Here is a 19,850-nt window from a genome sequence, read left to right on the forward strand (position 1 = left end):
CCATCGGCGGACCGCCCCTTTCCGGTTCCGCGGAATCAGCCCTCGGCGGCCCGGCGACGCGCCACCTCGGCGAGGGTGACGGCGGCGGCGACGCTGGCGTTGAGCGACTCGACGTCGGAGATCATCGGGATGCTCACCGTGAGGTCGCAGGTCTCGCCGACCAGCCGGGAGAGCCCCCGCCCCTCCGAGCCGACCACCACGACCAGCGGGCCGACGGCGGCTTCCAGGTCGTAGAGCTCGGTCTCGCCGTCGGCGTCCAGGCCGACCACGAGGAAGCCGGCGTCCTGGCAGGCCTTCAGCGACCGGGTCAGGTTGGTCACCTGGGCGACCGGCACCCGCGCCGCCGCGCCGGCGCTGGTCCGCCAGGCGGTCGCGGTGATCCCGGCCGCCCGCCGCTCCGGTACGAAGACACCCTGCGCGCCGAAGGCGGCGGCGGACCGGATCACCGCGCCGAGGTTGCGCGGGTCGGTCACCCCGTCCAGAGCTACCAGCAGCGGGGCGGTCTGCTCCAGCGCCGCCGCGACGAGGTCCTCGAAGGGCTCGTACGCGAACGGCGGCACCTGGAGACCGACGCCCTGGTGCAGCACGCCACCGGTCATCCGGTCCAGCTCGGCCCGGCTGATCTCCAGGATCGCGATGCCCCGGTCGGCGGCCGTCCGGACGATCTCGTTGACCCGGTCGTCGGCGTCGATGCCCTGGGCGGTGTAGAGCGCGGTCGCCGGCACCTGGGCGCGCAGCGACTCCAGCACCGGGTTGCGCCCGACCAGGAGTTCCGGGGAGTCCTTCGACGGGTTGGACTTGCGGCCCGGAGCGACCCGGGGACCGCCGCGACCGGCGGGTGCACCGCCCCGACCGCCCGTGCCGCGCCCACCGCCGGTGCCGCGGCCACCTGCCGGCGTGCCCCGGCCACCGCCCTTGCCCCAGGTGGTGTCCTTGCTGCCCGGCTGGCCGATCTTGGGGGCGCGTCCTTCCTCGGCCGCCGCCCGACGCTCCTTGTCCTGCTTCCAGGCGGTGCGCTGGGGCAGTTTCTCGGTGCCCGAGTAGGCCTTGTGCCAGGGCCGCTCGTCGGCGGGCAGGGTCCTGCCACGCCCGGCGAGGGCGTCTCTGTTCTTGCCACCGGAGCCCTTCGGGGCTCCCGCCTTCGGCGTCAGTCGCCGGCCACGGCGCTGCGAGTTGCCGGCCATCAGTCCTGCTCTCCAATAGTCCAACGGGGGCCCTGGGGGGTGTCCTCGACCACTACGCCGGCCTGCTTGAGCTGGTCGCGTACGGCGTCGGCGGCGGCCCAGTCCTTGCGACCTCGGGCCTGTGCGCGCTGCTCCAGGGCCAGCGCGACCAGCGAGTCCACCACGCCGCGCAGGTCGTCCGTGCGGCCACCACCGGTCCACGCAGGGTCGAGGGGGTCGACCCCGAGGATATCCAGCATGGCGCGGGCCGCGGCCAGCGCCGTGCGGACGGTCACATCGTCGCCGGCGGTCAGCGCGGTGTTGCCGTCGCGAACCACCTCGTGCAGGACGGCGAACGCGGCGGAGGTGTTCAGGTCGTCGTCCATCGCCGCCGCGAACGCGCCCGGCAGCTCACCGAACTGGCCGGCGCCGACGCGCTCGACGGCCCGCTGCACGAACCCCTCGATCCGGCGGTACGCGACGGCGGCTTCGCGCAGCGCGTCCTCCGAGTAGTCGATCCGGGAGCGGTAGTGCGCGGCGGCGTAGTAGTAGCGCAGCTCCACGGGGCGTACGCCGAGCGAGTCGACGTACGTCAGGTCGAGGGCGTTGCCGAGCGACTTGCCCATCTTGGCGCCGCCGATGCTGAGCAGCCCGTGGTGCACCCAGTAGCGGGCGAACGGCAGCCCGGCGGCGTGCGACTGGGCGATCTCGTTCTCGTGGTGCGGGAAGGTGAGATCCAGCCCTCCGCCGTGGATGTCGAACTCGGCGCCGAGGTAGCGCCAGCACATCGCCGAGCACTCGATGTGCCAGCCCGGCCGGCCCCGCCCCCACGGCGACGGCCAGTAGGCGTCCGCCGGCTCGTCGGGCTTGGCGCCCTTCCAGAGCGCGAAGTCGCGCGGGTCGCGCTTGCCCCGGTCAGGGGCGTCCCCGGCTGACTGCATCGCGTCCGGCGACTGCCCCGACAGCGAGCCGTACGCCGGCCACGAGCAGACGTCGAAGTAGACGTCGCCGGAGCCGTCGGTGGCCGGGTAGGCGTGCCCGTCGGCGATCAGCTTGGCGATCAGCTCGTGCATCTCCGGGATGTGCCCGGTGGCCCGCGGCTCGTACGTCGGGGGGAGCACGTTGAGCGCCCGGTAGGAGGCGGCCAGGATCAGCTCGTTCGCGTACGCGATCGACCAGAACGGTCGGCCCTGCTCCACCGCCTTGACCAGGATCTTGTCGTCGATGTCGGTCACGTTGCGGATGAAGGTGACCTCGTTGCCGGCGGCGAGCAGCCAGCGGCGCAGCACGTCGTAGTTGACGCCGGAGCGAAGGTGACCGATGTGCGGCGGGGCCTGGAGGGTGAGACCACACAGGTAGACCCCCACCTTGCCGGCTTCCCGCGGGACGAAGTCCCGCACCGATCTGGTGGCGGTGTCATACAGGCGTAGCGTCACCGTACAAGGGTAGCCGTCCGTGCTTTCCCGGGTCGTCCGGAGCCGGGTCGTACGCTGCTGGTCGTGGAGACGACGGCGCGGGGCGGGGAGACGGCGCAGACCCTGGATCGGGGGCTGCGGCTGCTGCACCTGGTCGCCGACGCGCCGGGCGGGCTGACCGTCACCGAGGCGGCGAACCGGTTGGGCGTCGGCCGGGCGGCGGTCTACCGACTGGTCGGCGCGCTCGCCGCGCACGGCATGCTGCGCCGCGGCGGCGACGGTCGGCTCCGCCTCGGCGCCGGGGTGCTGCACCTGGCCCGCCGGGCCCAGCCGCTGCTGGCCGAGGGGGCGCTGCCCGCGCTGCGCCGGCTCGCGGAGCAGGCCGGCGCGACCGCCCATCTGACCGTGGTCGAGGGCGGCGAGGGGGTGGCGCTCGCCGTGGTCGAGCCGAGCTGGACGTCGTTCCACGTCGCCTACCGGACGGGGGCGCGGCACCCGCTGGAGCGCGGCGCGGCCGGGCGGGCCATCCTCGCCGGGCGGGCGGGCGCCGCCGGCCCGTTGAGCACCGCCGGGGAGCTCCAGTCCGGGGCGTACGGCGTGGCCGCCCCGGTGCTCGGGGTGCCGGGCCTGGAGGCGAGCGTCGGGGTGGTGGCGTTGGCCCCGCTGGACGCTGACGTGGTCGGCGCGCAGGTCCTCGCCGCTGCCACCGCCATCGCCGACGCGCTCTCCTGAACCCGCCGCCCTAGCACACTTCCGCCCGCCGTGCCGGTTGTCCACAGTCGGCGCCCCACGCGACGGCCCCGGTTGTCCACAGGGGTGTCGGGCGGGACCGGACGGCGGGCACGCTGCCCGTATGCCACCTCCACCACACCGGCCCGGGGTCCTGGCCTGGCAGGTCTTCCGCGGCTCCGACGCGATCCGACAGGGGCTGGTCACCGAGCACCAGTTGCGCGGCTCGGCCTGGCTGCGCCTGCGCCACGACGTCTACGCCGACGCCCGGCTGGACCGGGACCACGCCCTGGCCTGCCGGGCCGCCGCCCTGCGGCTGCCGCCCGAGGCGGTCGTCGCCGGCCCCTCGGCGGCCTACCTGCACGGCGTCGAACACGCCGCCTCCTTCACCGACGACGTGCACGTCCTCGTCCCGAGGGCGGTGCGCCTCAACCCGCAGCGAGGCCTACGCGTGCACTCCATGGGCCCGGCCACGTCGCCGTCGTGCCCGCCCGCGCGGGCCCGAGGGGTGAACGGCGGACCGAGCGTGGCCGTCCGCCCGCCCGTCGGCGGGCTGGGCGGGGCCACCCGCACACCCACCGATCGTCCGGGAGCGACGGTGGGCGGGCTGAGGGTGGCGGATCTCCGGACCGCCGGCGCGCCGGCCAGCACGGATCCGGCCGCGGCGGCGTGGGAGACAGCGGTCTGGTTGGAGCCGCTCCGTGCGGTCGGCATCGTGGACACGCTGCTCCGGCAGGGCCTGACCAGCCGCGACGCTCTCGTCGACGTGGCCGAGCGCAACGCCGACCGGCCCGGCGGTCGGCGGGCGCGCTGGGTGTTCGAGTTGGCGGATCCGGGCACCCGGTCGCCGGCCGAGTCCGAGTTGCGGGTGCGGCTGGTGCTGGGCGGGCTGCCGCGCCCCGTCGCCCGGCTCCCGGTCCGGGCCGCCTCCGGGCTGGTCCTGCACGCCGACCTGGCGTGGCCGGCGTACCGGGTCGCCGTCACCCACGACGGGCAGCACTCAGGGGCCGGCAGCGGGCAGCACGCCGACCTCGGGCATCTCGACCGGATCGCCCAACTGGTCGGTGCGGGCTGGATCGTGCTGCCCGTGACCGGCAGGCGACTGCGTCAGGACTTCCCGGGCGTCCTGCGCGAGGTTCGCGCCGCGCTCACCGCCCAGGGCTGGCGCCCGTGACCGGGGTGCTCCCGCCACTACCCGACGGATCGGCCGCGCCCGGGGCCGGACACGCGAGGGGCCCGGCCGGACGTGCCGGCCGGGCCCCCTGCTGTCCGCCGTTACGGGCGGACGTTGGGCTTGACCGGGGTCTTCACCGCCGCGTACGCGTCGATGATTCCGTACCCGTAGAAGCCGTTGAAGTTCAGCCCTCCGGCGCAGTACGCGTCGAACTCGGCGTCCCGGCCCTCGTTGGCGTACGACTGGAGGCGCGGCTCCGGGCAGGCGCGCTCGGCGGCCGTCCGGTAGAGGTGCTGCTCCACCACCTTCGGCGCCATGCCGAAGCCGCCCTGGCGGTCCTTCTTGCCGTGCTTGCTGACGATCAGCGCGGCGACGCCCGAGGCGTGCGGGGCCGCCATCGAGGTGCCCTGGAGATAGGTGTAGTACCCGCACTCACCGTTGGCCTTGCACTCCTTGAAGACCGTCTCCTCGTACCCGGCGACGATGTTGCCGTTCGCGTCGACCGACCCCTCCTCCTGGAGCACCTTCTTCGGGTACGTCGAGAGGATCATGTTGGCGTCGGTGCGGTAGGTGTCCGTGCCGAAGCCGTCACGGAACCAGCCGCCCGGCGCGGCCACGGAGGTCTGCTCGGTGCCGTAGTTCGAGAAGTCCGACTTCTTGCCGGACGGCCCGACCGCCGACACGCTGATCACGTTCGGGCCCTCGGTGGGCAGGTCCCAGCAGCTGTCGTTGTCGATCTCACGCGGGTAGGGCGCCGTGTCGCCGTAGTTCGGGCTCGACGCGTCGGTGCGCGGGTCGCCCAGGTCCTCGTGGTTGTTGCCGAGCGCGCCGATCAGGGTGACGCCCCGGTTGTGGGCGAAGTTCAGCGCCCGCTTCATGGCCTTGATGGTCGCCCGCTGCTCGGCCTGGTGCTCCGGGGAGTCGGCCGGGTTGGCGGTGCAGTTGAACAGCCACGGGTCGACGTAGAAGGACATGTTGACCACGTCCAGGCCGACCTTCCCGGCGTGCAGCAGGGAGTTGACCACCGGCTCCAGGAAGAAGTAGCCGGCGTCCTGGCCGCCCTTGAGCTCGACCAGGGAGATGTTCGGGGCGACGCCGGAGAGGCCGAAGCCGTTGGCGGCGGCGCCGATGGTGCCGGCCACGTGGGTGCCGTGCCCGCCGTCGTCGGTGCCGACCGGGTCGAGGCAGCTCGCCACCTCGCACTCGCCGTCGATCTCCACGATGTCGGGGGCGAAGTTGCGGGACAGCGCCCAGTTGAAGTTCGGCGCGATGTCCGGGTTGCTGGCGTCGATGCCGGTGTCCAGGACGCCGACGGTGACCCGGCGGTCGCCCGGCTCGACCTTGCGGGCCTGGTCGGCCCGGATCATCTCCAGGCCCCAGAGCTTGTCGTCCAGCGGGTCCATCTTCTTGCCGCGCTGGGCGCCCTTGCCCTTGCCCTTGGCCGCGGCGGTGGCCAGCAGGTGCTCCTGCTCGACCCGGTCCAGCTTGGGCTTACGCCCGATCACCTTCTGCTCGCTGGCGCCGATCAGCGCCGAGGCGGTGGTCGCCTTCGTCGCGAAGTCAGCCCGGTCGCTGGTCACCCGGAACATGCCGACCTCGTCGGACCGGGAGACCACCGTGCCGCCGGCTGCCCGGATCGCGGCGATGGCCGCGTCCGGGGAGACGCCGTCCTCGGCGACGACGGTGAAGGTACGGGCACTGCTCGGCTCGGCACTGGCCGGCACGCTCATGCCCGTCACCGCTAGTGCCAGCACGGTCGCGGACGCGACAGCACCGGCGGTGAAGCGCTTGCTCACCACATCAGATCCTCTCGTTGAGGGACGTGGCAGCCATCAGACAACACCGGAGCGCTTTCCGCCAGAGCAGCGTCGGCTATGGAGCGAATCTCCGCTCCGCCCGCTGTGGACGGAGCGGCGGGGCGGGTCCTCACGGTAGGGCGGGCTCGGTGGCGCGCGGCTCCGGGTGGCCCTCGGCACGGGGAGTGCGCAGCTCGTCGACGCGTACCAGCGCGACACCGGCGACGATCAGGGCACCACCGGACAGTTGCACCACGGTGGGCAGTTCGCCCAGCACCAGCCAGGCGATCAGGACGGCGAACATCACCTCGGTCAACCCGACGAACGACGACAGCCTGGCGCCGAGGATCCGGGTGCCGGCGATCCCCGCCAGGTACGCGACGACGGCGGCGACCAGCGACAACCCGAGCACCGGCACCAGCCAACTGGTGCGCTGCCCGGCGAAGGTGACCTCGCCGAGGGTCGCCCGCAGCGGCAGCGCCCCGACCGCGCCGAGCAGCAGCAGGACGACGGCCCCGACGGCCATGCCGCCGCTGGCCAGGGCCACCGACGGCAGCTTCTCGTCGACCCGCCCCGCGAGCACGAAGTAGCCGGCGAGGCCGATCGCCGCCCCGAGCCCCCAGAGCACGCCCACCGGGTCGAGCCGGCCGGCTCCGGTCAGGTCCAGGACGAGGAACAGGCCGGCGAGAGCCGCCGCCGAGCCGGCGACGGTCAGCCGGCGGGGACGCTGGCCGTGGACCAGCCACATCCAGCCCACCACGAGGACGATGCCGAGGTACTCCAGCAGCAGCGCGACGCCGACCGGCAGGTAGCGGACCGCGTTGAAGAAGCAGACCTGGGCCGTCGCGACCCCGAGCAGCCCGAAGACGCCGATCGCGGCGAGGTTGCGACGCAGCACGCCCCACCTGCCGCGCAGGGAGAACACGGCCGGGATCGCCACCACCAGCGCGGCGATGCCGACCCGCGCGGCCACGGCCGCTTCCGCCGACCAGCCGGCGTCGATGAGGGACCGGGCGAACGTGCCCGACGTGGCGAAGGTGACGGCGGAGAGCAGGGCGAGGCCGAGCCCGAGCCCGGCGGAGGGTGGTTGACGCATGGATCCGCTCCCACTGTCATGAGTAAACTGCCACTATGCTCGTGACGCTAGGCCGGCACCTCGACAGGAGTCAAGTTGCTGTTCACTCATGACACGGAGTGCTCCCTGACCGCCATGTCCGCGCTGGTCAACACCGGCGGCCCCGACGGCGAGGGACTGCCCGACGTCGCCGCCCTGGACGCGTTCTTCGTCGCCCACACCTACAGCGGGCGGCACGAGCACACCGAGGACGAGCTGCGGGCGGTGCGCGACCTCCGGCCCCGGTTGCGCCGGGTCTGGTACGCCGACATCGAGGGGGTCGTCGCCATCGTCAACGAACTGCTCCGCGAGAACGACGCGCTGCCGCAGCTCATCACGCACGACGACGAGCCGTACCACATCCACGCCGTGCCGCGCGACGCGCCGCTGGCGACCCGGATGGCCGTCGAGGCGGCGATGGCGCTGGCGGATCTCGTACGCACCGGGGAACTGGGCCGGCTGCGGATCTGCGACCACCCGGACTGCGAGAACGTGCTGGTCGACCTCTCGAAGAACCGGTCCCGCCGGTTCTGCGACGCGGGCTGCGGCAACCGCGCCGCCGTCACCGCCTACCGCGCCCGCAAGGCCGCCGGCCGGCGTTGACGCCCGCACCCCGCCACCCCGCAGGCGGACAGTCGACCCGGCACCCGGCTGAGCGCTGTGGAGCTGATGTCGCAGACGACTCAGCTGCACAGGCGGACGACACCGTGCCCGCGCCGCCCAGCGTCACCGCCGTTGGCGGGCGCCGGGGGGCCCGGCTCAGGGGTGGGTCATCCGGAGCAGGTCGAGCGCCTCGTCGAGCTGGGTCTCGGTCAGCCTGCCCGAGTCGACGTGCCCCCGGGAGATGACCACCTCGCGGATCGAGACCTGCCTGGCCAGTGCCTCCTTCGCGATCGAGGCGGCCTCGTCGTACCCGAGGTGACGGTTGAGCGGGGTGACGATCGACGGTGAGCCTTCCGCGTACGCCAGGCAGACCTCGGCGTCCGCGACCAGGCCGACCACCAGGCGGTCGGCGAAGAGCCGGCTCGACGCGGCGAGCAGGCGCACCGACTCCAGCAGGTTGCGGCCCATCACCGGGAGCATGACGTTCAGCTCGAAGTCGCCCTGGGAGCCGGCGAAACCGACGGCGGCGTCGTTGCCGATGACCTGGGCGCAGACCTGCCGCATCGCCTCGGCGACCACCGGGTTGACCTTGCCCGGCATGATCGACGAGCCGGGCTGGAGGTCGGGGATGCGCAGCTCGCGCAGCCCGGCGCGAGGGCCCGAACCCATCCAGCGGATGTCGTTGGCGATCTTGAAAAGACCGACGGCGATCGTACGCAGCTGCCCGGAGGTCTCCACCAGCGCGTCGCGGGCGCCCTGCGCCTCGAAGTGGTTGCGCGCCTCGGTCAGCGGCAGCCCGGTCGAGCCGCGCAGCTTCTCGATGACCTTCGCGGCGAAGCCGAGCGGCGTGTTGATGCCGGTGCCCACCGCGGTGCCGCCCAGCGGCAGCTCGGCCAGCCGGGGCAGCGCACCCTCCAGCCGCTCGATGCCGTAGCGGACCTGGGCGGCATACCCGCCGAACTCCTGCCCGAGGGTCACCGGGGTGGCGTCCATCAGGTGGGTACGCCCGGCCTTGACGACGGTCTCGAACTCCGCCGCCTTGCCCTCCAGCGCCTCCGCCAGGTGCGCCAGCGCGGGCAGCAGGTCCCGCGCGACCGCCTCGGTGGCGGCCAGGTGGATCGAGGACGGGAAGACGTCGTTGCTGGACTGCGAGGCGTTCACGTCGTCGTTCGGGTGCACGTCGCGGCCCAGCTCGCGGCCGGCCAGCGTGGCGATGACCTCGTTGGTGTTCATGTTCGACGACGTGCCGGACCCGGTCTGGAACACGTCGATCGGGAACTGGTCGTCGTAGCCGCCGTCGGCCACGTGCGCCGCGGCGGCGGCGATCGACGCCGCCACGTTCGCGTCGATCACGCCCAGCTCGCCGTTGACCTCGGCCGCCGCCCCCTTGATCTGGGCCAGCGCACGGATCTGGGTCGGCTCGATGCCCCGGCCGGAGATCGGGAAGTTCTGCACCGCGCGCTGGGTCTGCGCCCGCCACAGCGCCTCGACGGGCACCTCCACCTCGCCCATCGAGTCGCGTTCGATCCGGTAGCCCGTCGCCTCTGGAGTCGTCACGCGTACCATCCTGCCGCGCCGGAGGCCGACGTGCAGATGATCGCGCCGAGCGGGTCAGCGCAGCTCGGCCAGCACCCGGGCCACCTCGTGCCGCTCCGGCGCCTCCACCTGCCGGAACAGCGCGAGCGCCCGGGTCCAGTACGAGCGCGCCGCAGCCGGATCGTCCGCCCGCAGGCACCGGGCGATCCCGTCCAGCGCCCGGGCCTGCTCGTACCGGGCGTTGAGTGCGGTGGCGTCGCGCAGCACACGGTGGTGCAGGTCCAGCGCGCTGGGCAGATCGCCCTGGTGGAGGAGGGCATGTGCCAGGAGGTTGCGCGAGGCGCACTGGCCGATCCGGTCGCCCGCCTCGCTGATGGCGATCAGCGCCTCCCGATGCAGGGCGGCGGCCTCGTGCGGCCGCCCCGCCCGGCGTTCCATCACGCCGATCTCGTTGAGCACCTCGCCCTCACCGAAGCGGTTGCCGGAACGACGCTTCAGTGCCAGCGCGACCCGCAGCAGCCGGCGGGCCGGTTCGACGTCGCCCATCCGGTGCCGGATCACTCCGATGTGCCCCAACGCGTTCCCCAGGTGACGGGGGTCGTCGACCTGACGCGCCAACAGGAGGTGACGACGGCTCGTACGCAGCGCCTCGTCGTAGCGACCCCAGTTCAGCAGGGTGTAGGAGAGGTTGTTCAGCAGGTTGGCCAACTCGCCGAACCCGCCCGGCCCGCGCATCAGCTCCAGCGCGGCGTCGAAGCACTCCCTGCCCCGCCGGTACTCGCCGACGGCCCCGTACAGGCCCCCGAGGTTCCACAGCGTGTTCCACACCTCGCGCCAGAGCCCGAGCCGCCGCCGCAGGCCGACCGACACCTCCATCAGCCGGATCGCCTCGGGGAACCGTGCCAACCGGTAGAACGCGGAGGAGAGATAGTTCAGCATCGTCGCGACGGCCGCGTCGTCACCCAGCCGCTTCGCGGCCCGCAGCCCGATGGTGTGCGTCTCGATCAGCTCGTCCAGGTGGCCGCCGTCGAAGTAGGAACGCCAGCACGCGCGGGCCAGCTGCCAGCACTGCCGGGGAAGGTCCTCCACCTCGGCCAGCCGGACCAGGGCGGTCAGCGCCGCCCGGTTCTCCTCGAACCAGGCGGCCCCCTGATCGACGGACGCGGCAACCAGCTCGGGCCGGGACGGCTCGGGCAGGGTGAAGAGCCCACGGCTCCCTGCCGCCCCGGAGCGGTCACCGATGGCCGCCGCCACGTACAGGTGGTGGTCGAGCAGGCGTTCCAGGCCGCCGGCCCGTTCCGCGGCCCGATCGGGCTCGACCAGCAGCTGGCGCGCGTACTCACGGACCAGGTCGTGCAGGCTGAACCGGCCCGGCTCGGGTTCTTCGGCCAGGTTGGCGTCGACCAGCTCGTCCAGCAGGTCCTGCGTCTCGAGAAGCGGCAGATCGACCAGCGCGGCGGCGATCTCTCCGCCGAACCGGACACCGGGGTGCAGACCGAGGAGCCGGAACAGCCGCTGCGCGGCCGGCGACACCTGGGCGTACGACAGCGCGAAGGCATCGCCCACCGAGCGTTGCCCCACCGCGAACTCGGCCAACGGGCTGCGGGCGCCGGACAGGCGGTCCGCCAGGTCCGTGATCCGCCAGCGTGGCCGGTGGGCCAGCCGGGCGCCGGCCAGCCGGATGGCCAGCGGCAGGAAGCCGCACCGCCGGACGACCTCGACGGCCGCTTCGGGTTCGTCGGCGACCCGGTTCCCGCCCGCCACCCGGCCGAGCAGCTCGACGGCGTCCTCCACGTCCAGCACCGGCAGCGAGCAGGGTCGCCCCTCGTCCAGGCCGACCAGTCTGCGCCGACTGGTGATGATGGTCAGGCAGCCGGGGCCGTTGGGCAGCAGCGCCGCCGCCTGGTCGGCGTTGGCGGCGTTGTCCAGCAGCACCAGTGCCCGGCGGCCGGCCAGCTCGGTACGCCACAGCGCGAGCCGGTCGTCCAGGTCGAGCGGAATCCGCTCCGCGGGCACGCCGAGCTGGCGCAGCAGGGTGGCCAGAGCGGCGGCAGGAGTCAGCGGCGTCCGCTCGCTGTGCCCGTGCAGGTCGATGAAGAGCTGCCCGTCCGGAAAGCGCTCCGCCAGTCGGGTGGCCAGATGGATGGCGAGGGTGGTCTTGCCGCTGCCCGCCATCCCGTCGATCAGGAGGACCGGGACGTGCTCCTGCTCGATCTCCTTGATCAACCGGGCGATCGTCTGCTGTCGCCCCGTGAAGTCGCTGATCGCCCGGGGCAGGCAGCGGACCGGGACCGCCGGCAACCGGTCGGCCCCGGCCAGCGCCAGGTCTCCGGCGAGGACCCGCTGGTGCAGCGTCTGCAACCCGGGGCCCGGCTCGATGCCCAGCTCCTCGGCGTGGATCCGCCGCCCGTCCCGGTAGACGGCGAGGGCGTCGGCCTGTCGCCCGACGGCGGAGAGGGCGAGCATCAACTGGCCGCGCAGCCGCTCCCGCAGCGGGTTCCGCTCGACGCTCTCGGTCAGCTCGTCGAGCAGTCCGGCGGCGTTGCCGAGACGAAGCTCGACGTCGACGCACTCCTCCAGCGCCGCCAGTCGCTGCTCGTCGAGGGTCTGCGCCCGGCGGCGTACGCTCCGGCTCGCGATCCCGCTCAGCGCCGGGCCACGCCAGAGCGCCAGCGCGGCGCGGAAGTGCCGGCCGGCGTCGGCCAGTTGACCGGCGGCGGCGCAGGCGCGGGCGGCCTCGACCTCGGAAGCGAAGACCTTGACGTCCAGGTCCGCCGTCCCGGCGCGGATTCCGTAGCCGACCGGGTCGGTAACGATGATCTCGGCCGGCAGACCGAGGTCGGCGAGGCGGTGTCGCAGGCGCGAGACGCAGATCTGCAACTGGGTGCGGGCGGTGGCCGGCGGCCGGTCCTCCCAGAGGGCGTCGACCAGCTCGTCGAAGGGCACGACCTGACCGGCCCGCAACAGCAGCATGGCGAGAACGACCCGGTCGCGACCTGCCGTGACGGTGGTGTCCCCACCGCCGACCCGCAGGGGCCCCAGGATCCCGAACCGCATCTGCTCCCTCGCCCGAACCAGCGCAACTTCCACAGGGTAGCCCGACGGTCACGGACCGCCGGACGGAGCCGATAGCGATCCGATAGCGGATCGACAGCCCTCACGTCGACACTCGTCACCGGGTTGCCGCCGAAGGCGACCGACGGGGGCGGTGCGCCCGCCGACTCCTCAGGGCGGGCGCACCGGCGTCACTCGAAAGTCGGGCGCGTACCGCGTGGTCGTCCATCTACGATCGCGTATCTACTCGCACTCCGATCGGGAGGGTCTTCCACCTTGCACGAAGAACGGGGTTCCACCGGCGTGCCCGCCGTACGCCGTCGGCGCGCTCCGCGCCGGTTCCTCATCACCGGGCTCGCCGCCCTGCTCACCGCCACCGGCTCCGTCGTCGTCACCGCTGCGCCCAGCGCCGCCGCACCGGTCCGCTGGGCGGAGGGCCGGTTCACCGTCGACACCACCAGCCCCGCACCCCCGACGGTCAGCTCCACGGACTATCCGGCCGACGACGGCTGGTACGGCGGTCCGGGCATCCCGGGCCAGTTCACCTTCTCGGCCGGCGGCGACACCGACGTCGTGGGGTTCCGGTACGGACTCGCGTCCGGGCCGATGGCCGACGTGGCCGCCGACGCCCCCGGGGGCTCGGCGACCGTCACCGTCACGCCGGACAGGGACGGGCCGAGGACGCTCACGGTCGAGGCGGTGGACCACGCGGGCAACCGCTCCCCGGCCACGAGCTACATGTTCCGGGTGCGCTCCACCAGCCCGACGATCACCGACGGGAACCCGACGGCCGGGTACGGCCAACCGCGCACCCTGACCTTCACGCCCCGGATGGAGGACGTCGTCGAGTACACCTACCGACTCAACGACGGGCCGGAGCAGACCGTGGCCGCGGTCGCCGACGGCACCGCCACCGTCACGATCACGCCCACCAGGCCGGGCTACAACGACGTGTACGTCCGCAGTCGGACTGCCGGTGACCTGCCGTCCGGCGAGGGCACCTACCGGTTCCACCTGGCCACCAAGCCCACGGTCAGCTCCGTCGAGTACCCGATCAACAAGATCCAGGGGGCGGTCGCCGGCACGCCGGGGACGTTCGCCCTCCAGGCGGGGATGCCCGGGGTGACGGAGTTCGTCTACTCCTTCGACGGCCGCCCGACCCAGACGGTCGCGGCGGGCCCCGACGGATCGGCGTCGGTGGGCTACACCCCGGCGACCGCCGGGCTGCACCGGATCACCGTGTACACCCGGACCGGCGACGGGATCGTGTCGGAGACCTTCAGCGGCACGTTCTACGCCAGCAGGGCCAGCTGACCCACGCGACGACGAGGGCGCCGGGCGACTGCCCGGCGCCCTCTCGCGTACGTCCGGGTCAGCGGCGGCCGACCGTCAGCACCGGCTTGGTGACCTCGGCGAAGAAGTCGTTGCCCTTGTCGTCGACCACGATGAAGGCCGGGAAGTCCTCCACCTGGATCTTCCAGACGGCCTCCATGCCCAGCTCCGGGTATTCCAGGACCTCGACGTGCTTGATGCAGTCCTGGGCGAGCCGGGCCGCCGGGCCGCCGATCGAGCCGAGGTAGAAGCCGCCGTGCTGCTGGCAGGAGCGGGTGACCTGGGCGGAGCGGTTGCCCTTGGCAAGCATGACCTGCGAGCCGCCCGCGGCCTGGAACTTCTCCACGTACGCGTCCATCCGGCCGGCCGTGGTCGGGCCGAACGAGCCGGACGCGTAGCCCTCCGGGGTCTTGGCCGGGCCGGCGTAGTAGACCGCGTGGTCGCGCAGGTACTGCGGCATCGACTCACCGGCGTCCAGCCGCTCGGCGATCTTGGCGTGCGCGATGTCGCGGGCCACCACGAGCGGGCCGGTCAGCGACAGCCGGGTCTTCACCGGGTACTTCGACAGCTCGGCACGGATCTCGTCCATGGGCCGGTTGAGGTCGACGCGGACCACCTCGGAGGCGTCGAGCGTCTCGTCGGTGACGTCGGGAAGGTAGCGCGCCGGGTCGGTCTCGAGTCGCTCCAGCCACACGCCCGACGGGGTGATCTTGGCGACCGCCTGCCGGTCGGCCGAGCAGGACACGGCGATCGCCACCGGGCAGGAGGCGCCGTGCCGGGGCAGCCGGACCACCCGCACGTCGTGGCAGAAGTAGCGCCCCCCGAACTGCGCGCCGATGCCGAAGTTGCGGGTCAGCTCCAGCACCTCCGCCTCCAACTCGAGGTCGCGGAAGCCGTGCGCGGTCGGCGAGCCGGAGGTGGGCAGCGCGTCGAGGTACTTGGCGCTGGCGTACTTGGCGGTCTTCAACGCGTACTCGGCGGAGGTGCCGCCGATGACGATGGCGAGGTGGTACGGCGGGCAGGCGGCGGTGCCGATCAGCCGCAGCTTCTCCTCCAGGAACTGCATCATCCGCGTGGGGTTCAGCAGCGCCTTGGTCTCCTGGTAGAGGTACGACTTGTTGGCCGAACCGCCGCCCTTGGCCATGAAGAGGAACTTGTACGCGTCGGGATGCCCGTCCGGGTCCTCCGCGTACAGCTCGACCTGGGCCGGCAGGTTGCTGCCCGTGTTGCGCTCCTCCCACATGGTCAGCGGGGCGAGCTGCGAATAGCGCAGATTGAGCCGGGTGTACGCCTGGTAGACGCCCCGCGAGACGGCCTCGGCGTCGCTGCCGTCGGTCAGCACGTGCCGGCCCCGCTTGCCCATCACGATCGCGGTGCCGGTGTCCTGGCACATCGGCAGTACGCCACCGGCCGCGATGTTGGCGTTGCGCAGCAGGTCGAGCGCGACGAACCGGTCGTTCGGCGAGGCCGCCGGGTCGTCGATGATCGCCCGCAACTGGGCCAGGTGCGCGGGGCGCAGGTAGTGCGCGATGTCATGCATCGCCTCGGCGGTCAACGCGGTGAGCGCGGTCGGCTCCACGGTGAGGAACCGGCGACCCCCCGGACCGTTGACGACGTCGACGCCCTCGTCGGTGACCAGGCGGTATTCCGTCTGGTCCGGACCGGTCGGCAGCAAGGGGGCGTACGAGAACGCGGCGGCACTGCTCATGAGCGGAAAGCCTAGGGCAGAAGGGTCGATCAGTCCCACCCGCCGGGTGGGTCCTGGGACGACGCTCTCACCCTGGGCAGAGCTCCCGCTTCGGGCCGCAGCTCTCCTCGGCCCCGGGAACCCCCGTCCTGCCACCGGGGCCGGGGACGCCGCCGTCGCCCGGCCGGGCCGGAGCAACGGGCGCGCCGCCGAAGCTGACGTACCCGATCTCCCGCCCCTCACCGATCACCATGCCCCTCGGACCGACCGCCAAGGCGTTCGCGGAGGTGCGCAGGCTCACCAGTTCCCGCCCGGTACGCGGGTCCAGCGCCACCAGGCGGGACGGCTTCTCGTCGGCGATCACGACGGCGTACGGGGTGAGCGCGGCGCCGGCCTTCGCCCCGGCGGGACGGGTCCACCGGACGCGCCCGGCGCCCAGCTCCCGGCCGACCACCGCGCCCTTGTCGGCCGACCGGACCAGCGCGTACCGGTCGTCGACGGCGAGCAGCCGCTCCCCGGCGGCGGTGACCAGCAGCAGCCGCCCGTCGTAGCCGTCGAGGACCGCCTCGCGGGCGTCGGGGGCCACCCCGATCAGCACGTTGCGCGCGCCGTACGGGTCCTCCCGCTGTACGCAGCCGGCGCTGTCGGCGGTCCGCAGGTTGATCCCGGCCCGCTGCCACGCCTCCTGACCGGTCGCCGCGTCCCTGCCGGAGATGGCGAAGTAGCAGGTGCCGTCCTGGGAGCGGGCGGTGATCCGCAGCAGTCGGCCGCCGACCACCGACAGCCGCTCGTCCCGGCCGGGCTCGACGTCCTGGAGGATCCGCCCGGTGGCCGTGTCGAGGACGTGCACCCGGCCGTCGATGGGGAAGCCGAGCAGCGGCGGCACGGGCTCCGGGCCGGCCACCTCCTCGTCGATCCGGACGGCGTCGAGCCGGCGGGTGCCGAGCAGCCCGGGGTTGTCGCCGAGCAGGCCGCTGCGCACCCCCGGCACGAAGGCCGTCCAGAGCGGGGCGGTGCCGCGCGGGTCCCAGGCGCTCAGCGTGCAGTCGGTGGCGTCGACGCACCGGGCGTCGAGCAGCATGTTGCGGTACGTCCAGACGGCCACCGCGTCGCCGTTGCGCCGCCGCGTCGCGCCGGTGGTCGGGTCCAGCACCTCGTACCCCTTGACCAGCAGCTTGCCCACGACGACGACCGCGTCCCGGTCACCGCCGGTCACCGCGGACCAGTCGGCCTTGCGCTCCCACAGCTGGGCGCCGGTGGCCAGGCTGCGCGCCTCCACTCGGGTGCGCTGCTCGACCACCACGGTGTCGCCGGCGATGGTCACGCTGCGCGGGGTGCCTCCGACGCGCTGCTGCCAGACCACGTCCGGCTCGGAGATCGGCTCGCTGCGGTCGACCCAGTCCCAGACGCCAGGAAACGGGTTCCACACTCCGGTCGCGGCGAGCGCGACGACCACGATGAGCGCGAGCAGCAGCCCGCCACGCCACCCTCCGAGGCCGCTCGCCTTCGCCACACGCACACGGTAACGACGAGCGCTGCGCTGCCGTGCTCCCACACCCCCGTGTCGCCGCCCTTTCTCGACGCTCCTGGAGGTAAGGAAGGCCCCCCTGTTGTCGCTTTCCGTATGGGAAGGGTCCCTTCCCTACCGCTGGGCGGCGGAGCGGACGAGCGGCAGGGTGCGGTAGGGGATCTGCTCGGCCAGGGCGATGATCGTCGAGGCGCGGCGGATGCCCTCGTACGAGACGATCTGGTCGATCACCCGCTGGAGGTCGGTGTTCGAGCGGGCCACGATCCGGCAGAGCAGGTCGCTGGATCCGGTGATGGTGTGCGCCTCCAGCACCTCCGGGATCGCGGCCAGGTGCGCGGCGACCAGGTCGTGCCCGCGCCGTTGGCTGATCTCCAGGGTGACGAAGCTGGTCACGCCGAACCCGATCGCCGCCGGGGAGATCTCGGGCCCGAACCCCCCGATGACCCGCCGCTCGACGAGCTTGTCCAGCCGGGCCTGCACGGTGCCCCGGGCGACCCCGAGGCGCCGGGAGCACTCCAGCACCCCGATCCGCGGTTCCTCGGCGAGCAGTTCGATCAGTCGCGCATCGAGGGAATCGAGCTGTGCACCTTGACCAGCATTCATGCCAATGCACCCTACTGAATGCGCAACCTGACCAGGCCGGAGCCTGACAGTTGCCCAGTGCACCACCGCACGGCGATCCTCGCCACAGCAGCAGCGAACACGACCAACGGCGGCGGCCACGAGCCGACCGGTTACTTGTAGGGAGACCGCGATGACCCAGGCGATCGACCACCCCCAGGCGACCGACGACGTCGACGTCGACGTGCTCGTCGGCGCCGTCGACCACGACATCAGCCGCGACCCGTTCCCGGTCAAGGGCCTCGACCACGTGCACTTCCTGGTCGGCAACGCCAAGCAGGCCGCGCACTACTACTCCACCGCGTTCGGCATGACCTGCGTGGCGTACCGGGGCCCGGAGCAGGGCCACCGGGACCATGCCCAGTACGTGCTGACCAGCGGCTCGGCCCGGTTCGTGCTGACCGGCACGGTCCGCCCGGACGCCGAGGGCGCCGAGCACGTCGCGAAGCACAGCGACGGCGTCTCCGACATCGCGCTGGAGGTGCCGGACGTCGACGCGGCGTACACGCACGCCGTCGCGCAGGGCGCCACCGGCCTGGTCGAGCCGCACGACGTCAGCGACGAGCACGGCACCGTCCGGCTGGCGGCCATCGCGGCGTACGGCGACACCCGGCACACGCTGGTCGACCGGTCCCGCTACAGCGGGCCGTTCCTGCCGGGCTTCGTGGCCCGCAAGCCGATCGTGGACCGGCAGCCGATGATCGACGCCGGCCTCCAGCCGAAGCGCTTCTTCCAGGCCGTCGACCACGTGGTCGGCAACGTCGAGCTCGGCCGGATGGACGAGTGGGTCGAGTTCTACAAGCGGGTCATGGGCTTCTCGAACATGGCCGAGTTCATCGGTGACGACATCGCCACCGACTACTCGGCGCTGATGAGCAAGGTCGTCGCGAGCGGCACCCGCAAGGTGAAGTTCCCGCTCAACGAGCCGGCGATCGCCCGCAAGAAGTCACAGATCGACGAGTACCTGGAGTTCTACCAGGGCCCGGGCGCCCAGCACATCGCCGTGGCCACCAACGACATCCTGGCCAGCGTCGACGCGATGCGCGCCGCCGGTGTCGACTTCCTGGACACCCCGGACTCGTACTACGACGACCCGGAGCTGCGCGCCCGGATCGGCCAGGTGCGGGTGCCGATCGAGGAGCTGAAGGCCCGCAAGATCCTGGTGGACCGGGACGAGGACGGCTACCTGCTCCAGATCTTCACCAAGCCGGTGCAGGACCGTCCGACGGTCTTCTTCGAACTGATCGAGCGGCACGGCTCGCTCGGCTTCGGCAAGGGCAACTTCAAGGCGCTCTTCGAGGCCATCGAGCGAGAGCAGGAGAAGCGCGGCAACCTGTAACACTGACGAGCGTGACGCAGCCTCCGACGTACCCGCCGCCGGCCGGTGGGCCACCGCCCGCCGCCGGCGGCTTCGCGCCGCCGTCCGGCCCCGCCAGTCAGGGGTACGCGGTGCCACCGCAGCACGTCCCGCCCGGCCAGGTCCCGCCACCGGGCTGGCCGCCCCCACCGCCGCCGGGCTGGGTCGGGCCGCCACCGGGCTGGGCCGGGCCGGCCCGGCCGACCCTCGCGCCGGGCGGCCAGCCGCTCGCCAGCTTCGGTGACCGGCTACTCGCCGCGCTGATCGACGTCGGGCTGAGCACGCTGGTGGCGATGGTCCTCTTCCTGCCACCGTTCCTGATCCTGTTCTGGAACATGATGACCGAGCTGACCCGGACCAACCCGGACGGCACCCTCGTCGAGACGGCTCCCGGGTCGTTCATGACCGACTTCATGCTGCCGCTGCTGCTGCTCGAACTGGGTCTGATGGTGGTGCTGCTCGGGTTCTACTGGCTCTACCACGTGGAGTACATGAAGCGCACCGGGCAGACGTACGGCAAGCGGGTGATGAAGCTGCGCGTCGTGCCGCTCGACCCGGCCGCCACCCTGGACCGGCGGATGGCCGGCAGGCGGTACGCCGTGCAGTACCTGGCCGCCGGCCTCCTGCCCGGTCTCAGCTACCTCGACGGGCTCTGGCAACTGTGGGACAAGCCCTGGCAGCAGTGCCTCCACGACAAGTTCGCCGGCACCGTCGTCGTTAAGGTGTCTGCGTGAGCGAGCG

Annotated in this window: 15 protein-coding genes; 6 read left to right on the top strand and 9 right to left on the bottom strand. The window is 72.8% G+C overall.

All coding sequences use genetic code 11. The features are described 5' to 3' along the window. Positions 1-35 precede the first annotated feature (35 nt). Both rlmB and cysS read right to left on the bottom strand, forming a co-directional pair. A complete protein-coding gene (rlmB, locus tag AB0D32_RS28680) occupies positions 36-1,184 on the bottom strand; it encodes a 23S rRNA (guanosine(2251)-2'-O)-methyltransferase RlmB (RefSeq protein ID WP_357096905.1) in 1,149 nt (382 codons plus the stop codon). Then, positions 1,184-2,599 carry a cysteine--tRNA ligase gene (cysS, locus tag AB0D32_RS28685; RefSeq protein WP_357096907.1) on the bottom strand — a complete coding sequence of 472 codons (1,416 nt, stop codon included), beginning with the start codon at positions 2,597-2,599 and terminating at the stop codon, positions 1,184-1,186. The genes rlmB and cysS overlap by 1 nt, the downstream gene beginning before the upstream one ends. A gap of 63 nt (positions 2,600-2,662) precedes the next feature. Here cysS and AB0D32_RS28690 point away from each other — a divergent pair, with 63 nt between their 5' ends. Both AB0D32_RS28690 and AB0D32_RS28695 read left to right on the top strand, forming a co-directional pair. Beyond that, positions 2,663-3,310, top strand: a complete 648-nt coding sequence (locus tag AB0D32_RS28690; protein ID WP_357096909.1) for a helix-turn-helix domain-containing protein — start codon at positions 2,663-2,665, stop codon at positions 3,308-3,310. A gap of 121 nt (positions 3,311-3,431) precedes the next feature. Continuing rightward, positions 3,432-4,481 carry a hypothetical protein gene (locus tag AB0D32_RS28695; protein ID WP_357096911.1) on the top strand — a complete coding sequence of 350 codons (1,050 nt, stop codon included), beginning with the start codon at positions 3,432-3,434 and terminating at the stop codon, positions 4,479-4,481. A gap of 101 nt (positions 4,482-4,582) precedes the next feature. Here the strand turns inward: AB0D32_RS28695 and AB0D32_RS28700 are convergent, their stop codons facing one another. Continuing rightward, complete coding sequence (locus AB0D32_RS28700) at positions 4,583-6,277, bottom strand: S8 family serine peptidase (RefSeq protein WP_357096913.1); 1,695 nt, start codon at positions 6,275-6,277, stop codon at positions 4,583-4,585. 130 nt (positions 6,278-6,407) lie between these two features. Beyond that, positions 6,408-7,373 (bottom strand): EamA family transporter, encoded by a 966-nt coding sequence (locus AB0D32_RS28705; protein WP_357096915.1) that lies wholly within the window; start codon positions 7,371-7,373, stop codon positions 6,408-6,410. Positions 7,374-7,448: 75 nt separating this feature from the next. On the opposite strand from AB0D32_RS28705, the gene AB0D32_RS28710 reads away from it, so the two are divergent. Continuing rightward, complete coding sequence (locus tag AB0D32_RS28710) at positions 7,449-7,994, top strand: CGNR zinc finger domain-containing protein (protein WP_357096917.1); 546 nt, start codon at positions 7,449-7,451, stop codon at positions 7,992-7,994. Between the two features lie 156 nt (positions 7,995-8,150). Here the strand turns inward: AB0D32_RS28710 and AB0D32_RS28715 are convergent, their stop codons facing one another. Both AB0D32_RS28715 and AB0D32_RS28720 read right to left on the bottom strand, forming a co-directional pair. Then, on the bottom strand, positions 8,151-9,560 hold the full coding sequence (locus tag AB0D32_RS28715; RefSeq protein WP_357096919.1) for a class II fumarate hydratase: 1,410 nt from the start codon (positions 9,558-9,560) through the stop codon (positions 8,151-8,153). A gap of 45 nt (positions 9,561-9,605) precedes the next feature. Beyond that, positions 9,606-12,587, bottom strand: coding sequence for a BTAD domain-containing putative transcriptional regulator (locus AB0D32_RS28720; protein WP_357096921.1), 2,982 nt, complete (start codon positions 12,585-12,587; stop codon positions 9,606-9,608). A gap of 300 nt (positions 12,588-12,887) precedes the next feature. On the opposite strand from AB0D32_RS28720, the gene AB0D32_RS28725 reads away from it, so the two are divergent. After that, positions 12,888-13,898 carry a hypothetical protein gene (locus AB0D32_RS28725; RefSeq protein WP_357096923.1) on the top strand — a complete coding sequence of 337 codons (1,011 nt, stop codon included), beginning with the start codon at positions 12,888-12,890 and terminating at the stop codon, positions 13,896-13,898. 58 nt (positions 13,899-13,956) lie between these two features. Here the strand turns inward: AB0D32_RS28725 and AB0D32_RS28730 are convergent, their stop codons facing one another. The 3 genes from AB0D32_RS28730 to AB0D32_RS28740 all read right to left on the bottom strand — a co-directional run bounded on the left by AB0D32_RS28730 (position 13,957) and on the right by AB0D32_RS28740 (position 17,734). Next, positions 13,957-15,624, bottom strand: a complete 1,668-nt coding sequence (locus AB0D32_RS28730) for a fumarate hydratase (protein ID WP_357096926.1) — start codon at positions 15,622-15,624, stop codon at positions 13,957-13,959. Between the two features lie 67 nt (positions 15,625-15,691). Further along, positions 15,692-17,116, bottom strand: a complete 1,425-nt coding sequence (locus tag AB0D32_RS28735; protein ID WP_357096928.1) for a PQQ-binding-like beta-propeller repeat protein — start codon at positions 17,114-17,116, stop codon at positions 15,692-15,694. 129 nt (positions 17,117-17,245) lie between these two features. Beyond that, a complete protein-coding gene (locus tag AB0D32_RS28740; RefSeq protein ID WP_357096929.1) occupies positions 17,246-17,734 on the bottom strand; it encodes an Lrp/AsnC family transcriptional regulator in 489 nt (162 codons plus the stop codon). A gap of 151 nt (positions 17,735-17,885) precedes the next feature. Between AB0D32_RS28740 and hppD the strand changes: the two genes are divergently transcribed. Further along, on the top strand, positions 17,886-19,091 hold the full coding sequence (hppD, locus tag AB0D32_RS28745; RefSeq protein ID WP_357096931.1) for a 4-hydroxyphenylpyruvate dioxygenase: 1,206 nt from the start codon (positions 17,886-17,888) through the stop codon (positions 19,089-19,091). 11 nt (positions 19,092-19,102) lie between these two features. Next, positions 19,103-19,843, top strand: coding sequence for an RDD family protein (locus AB0D32_RS28750; RefSeq protein ID WP_357096933.1), 741 nt, complete (start codon positions 19,103-19,105; stop codon positions 19,841-19,843). Positions 19,844-19,850: the final 7 nt, after the last annotated feature.

This window comes from Micromonospora sp. NPDC048170 (assembly GCF_040652795.1).
Lineage (GTDB): Bacteria > Actinomycetota > Actinomycetes > Mycobacteriales > Micromonosporaceae > Micromonospora.